This window comes from Pseudomonas sp. TKO26 (genome assembly GCF_003225665.1).
GTDB lineage: Bacteria > Pseudomonadota > Gammaproteobacteria > Pseudomonadales > Pseudomonadaceae > Aquipseudomonas > Aquipseudomonas saponiphila.
This window is the reverse complement of record NZ_QKLN01000036.1, coordinates 13,781-27,614: the sequence shown is the minus strand read 5'-3', so window position 1 is coordinate 27,614 and position 13,834 is coordinate 13,781. Positions and strand designations below refer to the sequence as shown.

14 protein-coding genes are annotated in these 13,834 nt (G+C 63.7%); 7 read left to right on the top strand and 7 right to left on the bottom strand.

The genetic code is table 11. The features are described 5' to 3' along the window. Positions 1-66 precede the first annotated feature (66 nt). Positions 67-1,359 (top strand): FAD-binding oxidoreductase, encoded by a 1,293-nt coding sequence (locus DNK59_RS24390; protein ID WP_092317581.1) that lies wholly within the window; start codon positions 67-69, stop codon positions 1,357-1,359. A gap of 27 nt (positions 1,360-1,386) precedes the next feature. Here DNK59_RS24390 and DNK59_RS24385 read toward each other — a convergent pair whose 3' ends face one another. Next, the gene (locus tag DNK59_RS24385; protein ID WP_092317584.1) at positions 1,387-1,629 is read right to left on the bottom strand and encodes a DUF1127 domain-containing protein; all 243 of its coding nucleotides are present in this window, start codon (positions 1,627-1,629) and stop codon (positions 1,387-1,389) included. A gap of 180 nt (positions 1,630-1,809) precedes the next feature. Between DNK59_RS24385 and DNK59_RS24380 the strand changes: the two genes are divergently transcribed. Together DNK59_RS24380 and DNK59_RS24375 are read left to right on the top strand one after the other, a co-directional pair. After that, positions 1,810-3,234, top strand: coding sequence for a PLP-dependent aminotransferase family protein (locus DNK59_RS24380; protein ID WP_110724914.1), 1,425 nt, complete (start codon positions 1,810-1,812; stop codon positions 3,232-3,234). A gap of 66 nt (positions 3,235-3,300) precedes the next feature. Beyond that, positions 3,301-4,866, top strand: a complete 1,566-nt coding sequence (locus DNK59_RS24375; protein WP_110724913.1) for a phospholipase D family protein — start codon at positions 3,301-3,303, stop codon at positions 4,864-4,866. A gap of 15 nt (positions 4,867-4,881) precedes the next feature. Here DNK59_RS24375 and DNK59_RS24370 read toward each other — a convergent pair whose 3' ends face one another. From DNK59_RS24370 to DNK59_RS24360, 3 genes are all read right to left on the bottom strand, one after another. Next, the gene (locus DNK59_RS24370) at positions 4,882-5,295 is read right to left on the bottom strand and encodes a hypothetical protein (protein ID WP_110724912.1); all 414 of its coding nucleotides are present in this window, start codon (positions 5,293-5,295) and stop codon (positions 4,882-4,884) included. A gap of 34 nt (positions 5,296-5,329) precedes the next feature. Then, on the bottom strand, positions 5,330-6,478 hold the full coding sequence (locus tag DNK59_RS24365) for an MFS transporter (RefSeq protein ID WP_092317596.1): 1,149 nt from the start codon (positions 6,476-6,478) through the stop codon (positions 5,330-5,332). A gap of 158 nt (positions 6,479-6,636) precedes the next feature. Next, the gene (locus DNK59_RS24360; protein WP_110724911.1) at positions 6,637-8,130 is read right to left on the bottom strand and encodes an aldehyde dehydrogenase; all 1,494 of its coding nucleotides are present in this window, start codon (positions 8,128-8,130) and stop codon (positions 6,637-6,639) included. Between the two features lie 238 nt (positions 8,131-8,368). Between DNK59_RS24360 and DNK59_RS24355 the strand changes: the two genes are divergently transcribed. Further along, a complete protein-coding gene (locus tag DNK59_RS24355; RefSeq protein WP_060841712.1) occupies positions 8,369-8,731 on the top strand; it encodes a cupin domain-containing protein in 363 nt (120 codons plus the stop codon). 58 nt (positions 8,732-8,789) lie between these two features. On the opposite strand, the gene rpmG is transcribed toward DNK59_RS24355, so the two are convergent. Both rpmG and rpmB read right to left on the bottom strand, forming a co-directional pair. After that, entirely contained in the window at positions 8,790-8,945 is a 156-nt protein-coding gene (rpmG, locus tag DNK59_RS24350; RefSeq protein WP_003177274.1) for a 50S ribosomal protein L33, read from the bottom strand. Between the two features lie 11 nt (positions 8,946-8,956). Continuing rightward, positions 8,957-9,193 carry a 50S ribosomal protein L28 gene (gene rpmB / locus DNK59_RS24345; RefSeq protein ID WP_011064219.1) on the bottom strand — a complete coding sequence of 79 codons (237 nt, stop codon included), beginning with the start codon at positions 9,191-9,193 and terminating at the stop codon, positions 8,957-8,959. Between the two features lie 476 nt (positions 9,194-9,669). Between rpmB and DNK59_RS24340 the strand changes: the two genes are divergently transcribed. Continuing rightward, the gene (locus DNK59_RS24340) at positions 9,670-11,253 is read left to right on the top strand and encodes an ABC transporter substrate-binding protein (protein ID WP_110724910.1); all 1,584 of its coding nucleotides are present in this window, start codon (positions 9,670-9,672) and stop codon (positions 11,251-11,253) included. A 48-nt stretch (positions 11,254-11,301) separates the two neighbouring features. Here the strand turns inward: DNK59_RS24340 and radC are convergent, their stop codons facing one another. Further along, positions 11,302-11,976, bottom strand: coding sequence for a DNA repair protein RadC (gene radC / locus DNK59_RS24335; protein WP_092317604.1), 675 nt, complete (start codon positions 11,974-11,976; stop codon positions 11,302-11,304). 132 nt (positions 11,977-12,108) lie between these two features. Between radC and coaBC the strand changes: the two genes are divergently transcribed. Further along, positions 12,109-13,317: a bifunctional phosphopantothenoylcysteine decarboxylase/phosphopantothenate--cysteine ligase CoaBC gene (coaBC, locus tag DNK59_RS24330; protein WP_060841715.1), complete on the top strand. Its 1,209-nt coding sequence runs from the start codon at positions 12,109-12,111 to the stop codon at positions 13,315-13,317. Positions 13,318-13,322: 5 nt separating this feature from the next. Further along, entirely contained in the window at positions 13,323-13,778 is a 456-nt protein-coding gene (dut, locus tag DNK59_RS24325; protein WP_016967155.1) for a dUTP diphosphatase, read from the top strand. Positions 13,779-13,834 lie beyond the last annotated feature (56 nt).

Sequence of the window (13,834 nt, the reverse complement as noted above, 5' to 3'; positions counted from 1 at the left end):
CCGCGACGGAAAGCCCCAGCTTATGCTCCGTGAATTTTTCCAGACGCCACAATCAGGACCCTTTCCATGCCCGCCAGCCCTCAGCACGCCGCCTCCTACTACGCCGCCAGCAGCCTGCCGCAGCCCGACTATCCGGCCCTGGCGGGCGAGCTGACGGCGGACGTATGCGTGGTCGGCGGCGGGTTCTCCGGACTCAATACCGCACTGGAACTGGCCGAGCGCGGGTTCAGCGTGGTCCTGCTGGAAGCCCGCAAGATCGGCTGGGGCGCCAGCGGACGCAACGGCGGGCAACTGATTCGCGGGGTCGGCCACGGCCTTGAGCAGTTCACCAAGGTGATCGGCAGCGATGGCGTGCGCCAGATGAAGCTCATGGGCCTGGAAGCCGTGGACATCGTCCGCCAGCGCATCGAGCGCCTGCAGATCCCCTGCGACCTGACCTGGGGCTACTGCGACCTGGCCAACAAGCCGGCGGACCTTGAAGGCTTCGCCGCAGATGCCGAGGAGCTGCGCAGCCTGGGCTATCGCCATGAAACCCGCCTGTTGCAGGCCGATGAGATGCACAGCGTGGTGGGCTCCAAGCGCTACGTTGGCGGCCTGATCGACATGGGCTCGGGCCATCTGCACCCGCTCAACCTGGCCCTGGGCGAAGCCCGGGCGGCGCAACAGATGGGGGTGCGACTGTTCGAGCATTCGGCCGTCACCCGTATCGACTACGGCCCCGAGGTCAAGGTGCACAGCGCCCGGGGCACGGTCCGCGCAAAGACCCTGGTCCTGGGCTGCAACGCCTACCTCAACGACCTCAACCCGGAGCTGGGGGGCAAGGTCCTGCCCGCCGGCAGCTACATCATCGCCACCGAGCCCTTGAGCCCGGCCCTGGCCCGGGAACTGCTGCCACAGAACATGGCGGTCTGCGACCAGCGCGTGGCCCTGGACTACTACCGGCTCTCGGCCGACCGCCGACTGCTGTTCGGTGGTGCCTGCCACTACTCGGGACGCGACCCCAAGGACATTGCCGCCTACATGCGGCCCAAGATGCTGGAAGTGTTCCCGCAACTGGCCGCAGTGAAGATCGACTACCAGTGGGGCGGCATGATCGGCATCGGCGCCAACCGCCTGCCGCAGATCGGCCGCCTCAAGGACCAACCCAATGTGTATTACGCCCAGGCCTATTCCGGCCACGGCCTGAATGCCACGCACCTGGCGGGCAAACTGCTGGGCGAGGCCATCAGCGGTCAGCACGGCGGTGGCTTCGATCTGTTCGCCCGGGTGCCGCACATCACCTTCCCCGGCGGCAAGCACCTGCGCTCGCCCCTGCTGGCCCTGGGCATGCTCTGGCATCGCCTGAAGGAGCTGGTCTGACGCCCAGCGCCAGCCAGTCGCCGTCGCTCACAGACGCCAGAAGGGCTTGAGGCCCTCGGCCCGCGCCTGCTCGGGACTGAGTCCGACATCGCGCAACTGCGTGGCGGTCAGCTCCAGCAACGCCTTGCGGGTGCGCAGCCGATGCCAGTACAGCCCCCAGGTGCTCAAGCCCGGCGGCACGCTGCGCGGCAGCGTCGCCGCCGACCATTCATGCTCCGCCTCCAGCTCCTGACCGCGTAACGACAGCCGCACATCGCTCAAGCCGTTCATTTGCATTGCTCCTGTTTGCTCAAATTGCCATGAGCAGACATGATGCGTGGCGCCACAAAACCATTACAGACTCAAAACAGCGGTATTAACTCCATACAGTTTTGCCAGAAATAGCGCTGAATCCTGTATTTTCACCCCATCTGTACTGGTTCTCAGCCACCGTCACTTCGAGCCCACGCCATGACCCTCTATGTGAACCTCGCCGAACTCCTGGGCACCCGCATCGAACAGGGCTTCTACCGCCCGGGAGATCGCCTGCCCTCGGTACGCGCCCTGAGCGTCGAGCACGGGGTCAGCCTGAGCACCGTGCAGCAGGCCTATCGCTTGCTGGAAGACAACGGACTGGCGATGCCCAAGCCCAAGTCCGGGTACTTCGTGCCCCCCAGTCGCGAGCTGCCCGCCTTGCCGGCAGTCGGGCGTCCGGCACAAAGGCCGGTGGAAATTTCTCAATGGGACCAGGTCCTGGAGCTGATCCGCGCCGTGCCGCGCAAGGACGTGGTGCAGTTGGGCCGCGGCATGCCGGACATCACCACGCCGACCATGAAGCCCCTGCTGCGAGCCCTGGCCCGCCTCAGCCGGCGCCAGGACATGCCCGGCCTGCACTACGACAACATCTACGGCGTGCTTGAGCTGCGCGAGCAGGTGGCGCGGCTGATGCTCGATTCCGGCTGCCAGCTGGGGGCCGGTGATCTGGTGATCACCACCGGCTGCCACGAGGCGCTGTCCACCAGCATTCGCGCCATCTGCGAGCCGGGGGACATCATCGCCGTCGACTCGCCGAGCTTTCACGGCGCCATGCAGACCCTCAAGGGCCTGGGCATGAAGGCCCTGGAAATCCCCACCGACCCGATTACCGGCATCAGCCTGGAAGCCCTGGAACTTGCCCTGGAACAGTGGCCGATCAAGGCCATACAGTTGACCCCCAACTGCAACAACCCCCTGGGCTACATCATGCCGGAGTCACGCAAGCGGGCATTGCTGACCTTGGCCCAGCGCTTCGACGTGGCAATCATCGAGGACGATGTGTACGGCGAGCTGGCCTACACCTACCCGCGCCCGCGCACCATCAAGTCCTTCGACGACGACGGCCGGGTGCTGCTATGCAGCTCCTTCTCCAAGACCCTGGCCCCGGGCCTGCGCATCGGCTGGGTCGCCCCCGGCCGCTACCTGGAGCGGGTGCTGCACATGAAATACATCAGCACCGGCTCCACGGCCCCGCAGCCGCAGGTGGCCATCGCCGAGTTTCTCAAGAGCGGTCACTTCGAGCCCCATTTGCGCAAGATGCGCACTCAGTACCAGCGCAATCGCGACCTGATGCTCGATTGGGTCAACCGCTACTTCCCCGCCGAGACCCGCGCCAGCCGCCCACAAGGCAGTTTCATGCTGTGGATCGAACTCCCCGAGGGATTTGATGCTCTGAAGCTCAATCGGGTGCTGCTGGATCAGGGCGTGCAGATCGCCGTGGGCAGCATCTTTTCCGCCTCGGGCAAATACCGCAATTGCCTGCGGATGAACTACGCTGCCAAGCCAACCGCGCAGATCGAAGACGCGGTCCGCAAGGTCGGAGCCGCGGCCATCAAGCTGCTCAGCGAGAACCCGGGCTGATCCCGACCTGTTGCAGGAAGCCAGCCGTCCCATGCCAATTCGTGCCGTGATGCGAGATGACCTGACTTGAGCCGTTTACAGGTATTCACCTGGCTTTTACTGCTGAGCCTCGGGCTGGGCGGCTGCGCCACCCTCGAAGTGCCCTACCAGCCCAGCCAGGCCCTGCCCGCCAGCCACTCCAGCTTTGCCCAATCGATCCGGGCCCAGGCCGCCCCCCATCAGGGGCGCTCGGGCTTTCGCCTGCTGTCCAACAGCACCGAGGCCTTCATGGCCCGCGCCGAACTGATCCGCAGCGCGCAGAGCAGCCTCGATCTGCAGTACTACATCGTCCATGACGGGGTCAGCACGCGCATGCTGGTGGACGAGCTGCTCAAGGCCGCCGACCGTGGCGTGCGCGTGCGCATCTTGCTCGACGACACCACCAGCGACGGCCTGGACCAGATCATCGCCACCCTGGCCGCCCACCCACAGATCCAGATCCGCCTGTTCAACCCGCTGCACCTGGGCCGCAGCACCGGGCTGACTCGGGCCATGGGGCGCCTGTTCAACCTGTCGCAGCAGCATCGGAGGATGCACAACAAGCTGTGGCTGGCGGACAACAGCGTGGCCATCGTCGGCGGGCGCAACCTGGGGGACGAGTATTTCGATGCCGAACCCAACCTGAACTTCACCGACATCGACATGCTTAGCGTGGGGCCGGTGGCCGAGCAGCTGGGGCATAGCTTCGACCAGTACTGGAACAGCGCCCTGAGCCGGCCCATCGGCGAGTTCCTGTCCAGTACCCCTTCGGCCAAGGCCCTGGACAACACCCGCCAGCGCCTGGAGGAGTCGCTGCAGGACAACCGCCGGCAAAACCAGGCGCTGTACCGGCAACTGAAGACCTACCGGACCCAGCCGCGCATGGACATCTGGCGCAAGGAGCTGATCTGGGCCTGGAACCAGGCCCTGTGGGACGCACCGACCAAGGTCCTGGCCAAGGGCGATCCAGACCCGCACCTGCTGCTGACCACCCAGCTGGCGCCGGAGCTCAAGGGGGTCAGCAAGGAACTGATCATGGTTTCAGCCTACTTCGTGCCCGGCCAGCCGGGCCTGGTGTACCTCACCGGACGCGCCGACGCCGGGGTGCACGTGAGCCTCCTGACCAACTCCCTGGAAGCCACCGATGTGCCCGCGGTGCACGGCGGCTACGCGCCTTACCGCAAGGCCCTGCTGGAGCACGGGGTACGGCTGTTCGAATTGCGCCGCCAGCCCGGCGACCACGGCGGCAGCGGCCCCCACCTGTTGCGCAGTACCTGGCGCGGTTCGGACTCGAGCCTGCACAGCAAGGCGATGATTTTCGACCGGCAGAAATCCTTTGTCGGCTCGTTCAACTTCGACCCGCGCTCGGTGCTGTGGAACACCGAAGTCGGGGTCCTGGTGGACAGCCCGGAACTGGCCGGGCACCTGCGCGCCCTGGCCCTGCAAGGCATGGCCCCGGCCCTGAGCTACGAAGCCAGGCTGCAGGACGGCAAGATCATCTGGGTGACCGAAGACAACCAACAGTTGCACAGCCTGAGCCGGGAACCGGGCAGTTGGTGGCGGCGCATCAACGCCTGGCTGAGCACCCGCGTCGGCCTGGAGCGCATGCTCTAGATCGACCCGGGCCTGTCAGCGCTTGAGCAGCTGGTTCTGGATAAAGGCCTCCAGCCCCGGCGAGTGATAGAAGCCCATGCAGCGTTCGAAAATCGCGTTGATCGGGTAACCGGCCTCGTTCTTCATCGACGGCCCGCCGACATGGAAGCTGCCCGTCTGCTGCTTGACGAAGTTGCTCAGGGCCCGGGGGCGCAGGCCGGAGCCTTCGCGGTCCAGTTGCACCAGATCGACGAAGTAGGAAGCGTCGTGCAGGTCGAACGCCTTGTAGAACTGCAAACGCTCGTAGTTATCGTCCAGGCACTCCTTGAGCGCCAACTGCTTGAGCCGCTCCACCGACGGCCCCTTGGGCGCGGCATCGGCGAAGCCGGCGAGCGAAAACGTCAGCACCCACAGCGCTGCACCGAACCCCTTGATTGTCTTGAGTGTCATCTGAACGTCCTGATTGAACCAGCAGCCCAGCAGCCTATACCGATTGCGGCACCGCAGCACCCAATGCCCCCTGGCGCAGCAACAGCACAATCAGCCCCAAGGCCCCGGCCACCATCAACCACAGCAAGGCATGGCCGCTGACCCACTGGCTGCCCGCCCCCGCCACCAGCGGCCCGATCAGGCAACCAATGCCCCAGAGTTGCGCCACATGCGCGTTGGCGCGCACCAGGGCGTCATCGCGATAACGCTCGCCGATCAGAATCAATGACAGGGTGAACAAGCCCCCGGCGCTGGCCCCGAACAGCACCCACAACGGCCAGATCAGCACCGTGTGGAGCAACAGCGGGATCGCCAGGCTCGACAACAGCAGTGCCACGGCGCAGCCGGTGAACAGGGAGCGCCGCGACAAGCGATCGGCCAAGGCGCCAATCGGCAGTTGCAGCACCGCATCGCCGACGACCACGGTACTGACCATCGCCAGGGCGATGTCTTCGGTGAAGCCCTGGCGCAGGCAATACACCGGTAACAGCGTCAGGATCATTGCCTCGAAGGCGGCGAACAGTGCCACGGCCCAGGCAATCGCCGGCAGCCCACGGCAAAAGCGCCCCAGGTCACCCAGGGTCACGCTGCAGGCTTCGGTCACTGGCGCGCCGCTGCGGCCGATCAACAGCAAGGGCGATACCAGCAGCAGCCCGACCCCGACCCAGAAGCCGTAGTCAGTTTCGGTGCCCAGGGCTCCCAGCAGCAAAGGCCCGGCCAATTGGCTCAAGGCGTAACAACTGCCATACAGCGCAACCAGCCGCCCACGCCACTGCTCGACCACCAGCTGGTTGATCCAGCTTTCACCGAGGATGAAGACGATGGTCAGAACCGTGCCCAGGCCCAGGCGCAGCACCAGCCACAGCGGGTAATTGGGCAACAGCGCCAGCAATCCAATCGACAGCGCCCCGCCCCACAGGCACAGGCGCATCAGGCCCGCGGTGCCGAAACGAGCTGCCAGGCGGCTGGCGAGCTTGGCCCCAAGCAACACGCCAAAAGCCGGCATCGACGCCATGACGCCAATGGCAAAGGGCCCATAACCCCAGCCTTCCAGGCGAAACGACACCAGCGGCATGCTGACACCCAGGGCCAGGCCAACACTCAGGACAGCGGCCAAAACGGCGAAATAGGTCGCCCAACGCATTTCCACGCTCCTGTGGATCATTGTTCTGCAAGGCACAGACAACACAGCCGGACTCCCCTGGCGGAAAGTCCGGCTGCGCTGTGGATCGAGGGCTGCGGCAGGAAGCCGGCTGGCCGGTGAAAGCGCCCCTGGGGGCGCATCACCTCAAACCCGAAGGCTCAGAGCTTGATCCAGGTCGCTTTCAGCTCGGTGTATTTGTCAAACGCATGCAACGACTTGTCACGACCGTTGCCCGACTGCTTGAAGCCGCCGAAGGGCGCGGTCATGTCGCCGCCGTCGTACTGGTTGACCCAGACGCTGCCGGCACGCAAGGCCTTGGCGGTCAGGTGAGCCTTGGAGATGTTCGCGGTCCACACTGCCGCCGCCAGTCCGTAAGGAGTGTCGTTGGCAATCTGGATCGCCTCTTCCACGCTGTCGAAGGCAATCACCGACAGCACCGGGCCAAAGATCTCTTCCTGGGCAATCTTCATGGCGTTGCTGACGCCATCGAAAATCGTCGGCTCCACGTAGGTGCCGCCCGTTTCCTGCAGGGTGCGCTTGCCACCGGCCACCAGCTTGGCGCCATCGGCATGACCGGCCTCGATGTAGGACAGCACGGTGTTCATCTGCTGGGTGTCCACCAGGGCACCGACGTTGGTGGCCGGGTCCAGTGGATTGCCCGGCTTCCAGGCTTTCAGGGCCTCGATCACCAGAGGCAGGAATTTGTCCTTGATGGAACGCTCCACCAGCAGGCGGGAACCGGCGGTGCAGACTTCGCCCTGGTTGAAGGCAATGGCGCTGGCGGCCGATTCGGCGGCGGCCTGCAGGTCCGGGGCATCGGCGAACACGATGTTCGGGCTCTTGCCGCCGGCTTCCAGCCAGACGCGCTTCATGTTGGATTCACCGGAGTAGACCAGAAGCTGCTTGGCGATCTTGGTAGAACCGGTGAACACCAGAGTGTCCACATCCATGTGCAGGGCCAGGGCCTTGCCCACAGTGTGACCGTAGCCGGGCAGCACGTTGAACACGCCAGCCGGAATCCCGGCTTCCACGGCCAGGGCGGCGATGCGAATGGCGGTCAGCGGGGATTTTTCCGAAGGCTTGAGGATCACCGAGTTGCCGGTGGACAGCGCCGGGCCCAGTTTCCAGCAGGCCATCATCAGCGGGAAGTTCCACGGCACGATGGCCGCGACCACGCCCACTGGCTCACGGGTCACCAGGCCCAGCTGATCATGGGGGGTGGCGGCGACTTCGTCGTAGATCTTGTCGATGGCCTCGCCGCTCCAGCTCAGGGCTTGTGCCGCGCCGGGAACGTCGATTTGCAGGGAGTCGCTGATGGGCTTGCCCATGTCCAGGGTTTCCAGGAGCGCCAGTTCCTCGGCGTGCTGCTTGAGCAGGCCGGCAAAACGGATCATCACCGACTTGCGCTTGGCCGGCGCCAGGCGCGACCAGACGCCGGAATTGAAGGTGGCGCGGGCATTGTCCACGGCGCGCTGGGCATCGACGGCGTCACAGCTGGCAATGCTCGCCAATACACGGCCGTCGACCGGGCTGATGCACTCGAAAGTGTCGTTGGAAACGGCTGCGGTGTATTCACCGTTGATGTAGGCGCGGCCTTCGATTTTCAGGTCGCGGGCACGTTGTTCCCAGTCGGCACGAGTCAGGGTGGTCATACGAGTGTCCTCCTCTTATTTGAATACAAGCGCCACGCGAACTACGCCGGCACTCATGAAGAATTCTGCCCGGCCAGCCTGTTTTCGGCCAAAGGCACCCGCCACCCTAAACCAGCGACACCTGTACTTTCAATATATTTGACAAAGCCCGGGCAAACGCCATTGCTATGTGCATTTTAATAAACATAGACTTTGGCCTTCATAGCCACTCGCGCCGCAATCACGGGGGAATACAAGAATGAGCATCCACAACGTCGTCGACTTCAGCCAGGCCAACACCGAGGGCGAACGCTACCGCCCTGCTCCGGAGAAAGTCCTCAAGGGCGATCCTGAGCAAGCGGTGTTCAACCATTACGGCAGCCCCTGCGGGCAGCTCAACGCCGGGATCTGGGAAGGCGCCGTGGGCCAATGGACGGTGAACTTCACCGAACACGAATACTGCGAGATTCTTCAGGGCGTTTCAGTGCTGCGTGACAACGACGGCAATGCCAAGACCCTGCGTGCCGGCGACCGCTTCGTGATCCCGGCCGGCTTCAAGGGCACCTGGGAAGTGCTGGAGCCCTGCCGCAAGGTCTACGTGGCGTTCGAACAGAAAGCCTGAATCTCAGGCACAAAAAAACCCGCTTGAAGGCGGGTTTTTTTGTCAGAAGAAAAATCAATTACTTGATTTTGCCTTCCTTGTAGATCACGTGCTTGCGAACAACCGGATCATATTTCTTGATCTCGATTTTGTCCGGAGTAGTACGCTTGTTCTTGTCGGTAGTGTAGAAGTGACCAGTACCGGCGCTCGAGATCAAACGAATCAATTCACGCATGATTAGCTCCCTTAAACCTTGCCGCCATCGCGACGGATTTCGGCCAGCACGACATCAATGCCGCGCTTGTCGATGATACGCATGCCTTTGGCAGATACGCGCAGACGCACAAAGCGTTTCTCGGACTCAACCCAGAAGCGGTGATGCTGCAGGTTCGGCAGGAAACGACGACGGGTTTTGTTGTTTGCGTGGGAAATGTTATTCCCAGTCACCGGACCCTTACCGGTAACTTGACAGACTCTAGACATGCCTCAGCCCTCTAAAACCACATGCCCAACCCGGCATGGGTTGGCCGCTTAATCTCTCAGTCATTTGGCGCCAGGCGCCGCGTTTCTTTAGGGTCTTACCGGCTACACCTACAAGCGAAGGAACCGGGCCCCTAGAAAAGAGCGCTGCTTTATACCAGAAAGACCCCATAGCAACAACAGCCGCTGTGCGCAGGATGATGAAAAGTCCTGATTTTCTTGCGCCGGACGCCTGCGGCAAAGGCTACCGCAGAAATCTACCGCTCGTCGCAGAATATATTTGCAACATTCTCCAACAGGAAATTCGCCAAACGCGGGGCAGCAGATCGGCCAGCAATTGCCTGCGGGGCGCAGGCGCAACTCCGGGTTTTGGCCCCGGATACAAAAGGGGATAGTCATTTCATAAAGAGGCCACTAGGGTAGGGCATTTCCAGACTGCACTCGCAGATGGGCCTTCGATCTGCACAAGGAACCCGACCATGCGTCTCGCCGCCCTCCCGCTCCTGCTCGCCCCCTTTCTGAGCCCATTGGCCCAGGCCGCCGCACTGAGCGTCTGTACCGAAGCCAGCCCGGAAGGCTTCGACGTGGTGCAGTACAACTCGCTGACCACCACCAATGCGTCCGCCGACGTGCTGATGAATCGCCTGGTGGAGTTCGATGCCGCCAGCGGCAAGGTGGTCCCCAGCCTGGCTGACAGTTGGGAGGTGTCCGCCGACGGCCTGAGCTATGTCTTCAAGCTGCACCCCAAGGTCAAGTTCCACCGCACCGACTACTTCACCCCCAGCCGCGAGCTGAGCGCCGAAGACGTGAAGTTCAGCTTCGAGCGCATGCTCGATCCGGCCCACCCGTGGCACAAAGTCACCCAGAGCGGCTTCCCGCACGCCCAGTCCCTGCAACTGCCCAGCCTGATCAAGAGAATCGATGCCCTGGATCCGCTGACCGTGCGTTTCACCCTGGATCATGCCGACTCGACCTTCCTCGCCACCCTGAGCATGGGCTTTGCCTCGATCTACTCTGCGGAATACGCCGACCAGTTGCTCAAGGCCGGCACTCCGGAGAAGCTCAACAGCCAGCCGATCGGCAGCGGCCCCTTTATTTTCGGGCGTTTCCAGAAAGACGCGTCGATTCGCTACAAAGCCAACCGCGACTACTTTGCCGGCAAACCGGCAGTGGACTCGCTGATCTTCGCCATCACCCCGGACGCCAACGTGCGCCTGCAGAAACTGCGGCGCAACGAATGCCAGATCGCCCTGTCACCCAAGCCCCTGGACGTCCAGGCAGCCAGTGAAGACCCCACGCTGAAGGTCGAGAAAACCGCGGCCTTCATGACCGCCTTCGTCGCGATCAACAGCCAGCACCCCCCCTTGGACAAGCCCGAAGTGCGCCAGGCAATCAACCTGGCCTTCGACAAACCCCATTACCTCAAGGCCGTGTTCGAAGACACCGCCGAGGCCGCCAACGGCCCGTATCCGCCCAATACCTGGAGCTACGCCAAGGAACTGCCCGGCTATGCCCACGACCCGGAAAAAGCGCGCCAACTGCTGGCCAAGGCCGGCCTGAAAAACGGCTTCGAGACCACCATCTGGACCCGCCCCTCCGGCAGCCTGCTCAACCCCAACCCCAGCCTGGGCGCCCAGCTGCTGCAGGCCGACCTGGCCCAAGTGGGGATCCAGGCAGAAATCCGCGTGATCGAATGGGGCGAGCTGATCCGTCGGGCCAAAGCCGGCGAGCATGACCTGCTGTTCATGGGCTGGTCCGGCGATAACGGCGACCCGGATAACTTCCTCACCCCGCAGTTCACCTGCTCAGCCGTCAAATCCGGCACCAACTTCGCCCGTTATTGCGACCAGAACCTGGACAAGCTGATCACCGCCGGCAAGACCACCGGCGAACAGGGTGTGCGCAGCAAGCTGTACCAACAGGCCCAGACCCAGATCCAGCAGCAGGCGCTGTGGCTGCCCCTGGCCCACCCGACTGCTTTCGCCCTCACCCGCCAGCAGGTCGAGGGCTATCAGGTGAGCCCCTTCGGCCGCCAGGATTACTCGAAGGTCAGCGTCAAATGAACCCCAGGTGTGCCCCAAGGCCAGCACAGGCGTTGAGGCACACCACGTTCAGATCCAGCCGTACTCGGCCATGGACAACGGGTCACCCTCGCCAACGATGAAGTGGTCCAGCACCCGCACATCGATCAACTCCAGCGCCTCCTGCAAGCGCCGGGTGACGATCCGGTCCGCCGGGCTGGGCTCACAGATGCCCGACGGATGGTTATGACAGAGAATCACCGCCGCAGCGTTATGCGCCAGGGTGCGCTTGAGCACCTGTCGCGGGTAAACCGTGGTGCTGTCGATCGACCCTTGAAACAACACCTCAAAGGCCAGGACCCGATGCTTGGTGTCGAGGAACAGACAGCCAAACACCTCGTGCGGCTGGTGCCGCAGCATCGACTTCAGGTAATCGCGCACCACCAGCGGGCTCTCCAGCGCCGACTGCCGGTGGAGTCTTTCCGCCAGATGCCGGCGCGCCATCTCCAGCACGGCCTGCAGCAGGGCGTACTTGGCCGGGCCTAGCCCCAGTTGCCGGGTGAAGGTCATTTGATCCGCCTCCAGTAGCCGGCGCAGGCTGCCGAAACGCTGCAGCAAGTGCCGCGCCAGGTCCACCGCGCTTTTTCCGGCCACCCCGGTACGCAGGAAAATAGCCAGCAACTCGGCGTCGGAAAGACTGATAGCGCCCTGCTCCAGAAGCCGCTCCCGCGGGCGCTCCGCCGCGGGCCAATCACGAATGCTCATCACACCTCCCTGTGCATGGCGCCGCTGTTCCACAGCGGGCGCTGTGCTATCTTAGCCACCCTCTTTTTGCGTGGTATTTCACCTGGGGAGGGGGCATGCCACGCAGCAATCACTGAACGGAAAGACAGGCCTATGCAGCGGCTGTATCGGAAACGCATCGTGCTCGGCGTCGGCGGCGGCATTGCCGCCTATAAGAGCGCGGAGCTGGTTCGCCGACTCCTCGACCAGGGCGCCGAGGTGCGCGTGGTCATGACCCGGGGCGGCAGTGAGTTCATCACCCCGCTGACCATGCAGGCCCTCTCCGGGCACCCTGTTCACCTCGACCTGCTGGATCCGGCCGCCGAAGCCGCCATGGGCCATATCGAACTGGCCAAATGGGCCGATCTGGTCCTGATCGCCCCCGCCACCGCTGACCTGATCGCCCGCCTGGCCCAGGGCATCGCCGATGACCTGCTGACGACCCTGGTCCTGGCCACCGATGCCACAGTCGCCATCGCTCCGGCCATGAACCAGGCCATGTGGCGTGATCCTGCGACCCAGGCCAACACCCAACTGCTGCAAAGTCGTGGCCTGCGGGTCTTCGGCCCGGCCTCCGGGAGCCAGGCCTGTGGCGACGTCGGCCTGGGCCGCATGCTGGAAGCCAACGATCTGGCGCTGTGCGCCGCCGACTGCTTCCAGCACCAGGCACTGACCGGCAAACACCTGCTGATCACCGCCGGGCCGACTCAGGAAAACATCGATCCGGTGCGCTACATCACCAACCATAGCTCAGGAAAAATGGGCTTCGCCCTGGCCGAGGCCGCTGTCGAGGCCGGTGCCCGGGTCACTCTGATCACCGGACCGGTGCACCTGCCGACCCCCGACAGAGTCACGCGGATCGACGTGGTCAGCGCTCGCGACATGCTCGCGGCCTGTGAAGCGGCCATCCCGTGCGACGTTTTCATCGCCTCTGCGGCGGTCGCGGACTACCGCCCGGAAGTCGTTGCCCCACAGAAATTAAAGAAAGACCCTACGAAAGGTGATGGCCTGCTACTACAGATGGTGCGTAACCCAGACATCCTGGCCACCATCGCCAGCCGGCCGGATCGCCCTTTCAGTGTCGGTTTCGCCGCCGAAACCGAGAATCTGCTCGACTACGCTGCACGCAAATTGAAGGACAAGAACCTCGACCTGATCGTCGCCAACGACGTGGCCAACCCGAGCATTGGCTTCAACAGCGAGGAAAACGCCTGCAGCGTGATTGACCGGGAGTTGCACGCAACTCTCTTCGCCCAGACCAGCAAGGGCAAGATTGCCCGCCAACTGATCTCTTTCATCGCCGAACGGCTGAACCAGGTTTAACTCGCATGCACGCTTTACAAGCCAAGATCCTCGACCCACGCATCGGCAACGAATTCCCCCTGCCGCAGTACGCCACGCCCGGCTCCGCCGGGCTCGACCTGCGGGCCATGCTCAAGCAAGACACGGTCCTGGAGCCGGGCCAGACCCTGCTGATTCCAACCGGCTTGTCGGTCTATATCGGCGATCCGGGCCTGGCGGCGCTGATCCTGCCGCGCTCGGGCCTGGGCCATAAGCACGGCATTGTGCTGGGCAATCTGGTGGGCCTGATCGACTCGGACTACCAGGGCGAACTGATGGTGTCCTGCTGGAACCGTGGCCAGACCGCATTCAACATCGCCGTCGGCGAACGCATCGCCCAACTGGTGCTGGTGCCTGTGGTCCAGGCGCATTTCGAAGTGGTCGAAGCCTTTGACGAAAGCCAGCGCGGCGCCGGCGGCTTCGGTCACTCCGGCAGCCACTGATGACCCCACCTCGGGTCGGGCCCCTCGCCCGGCCCGAGAATCACTGCCGGGCATTC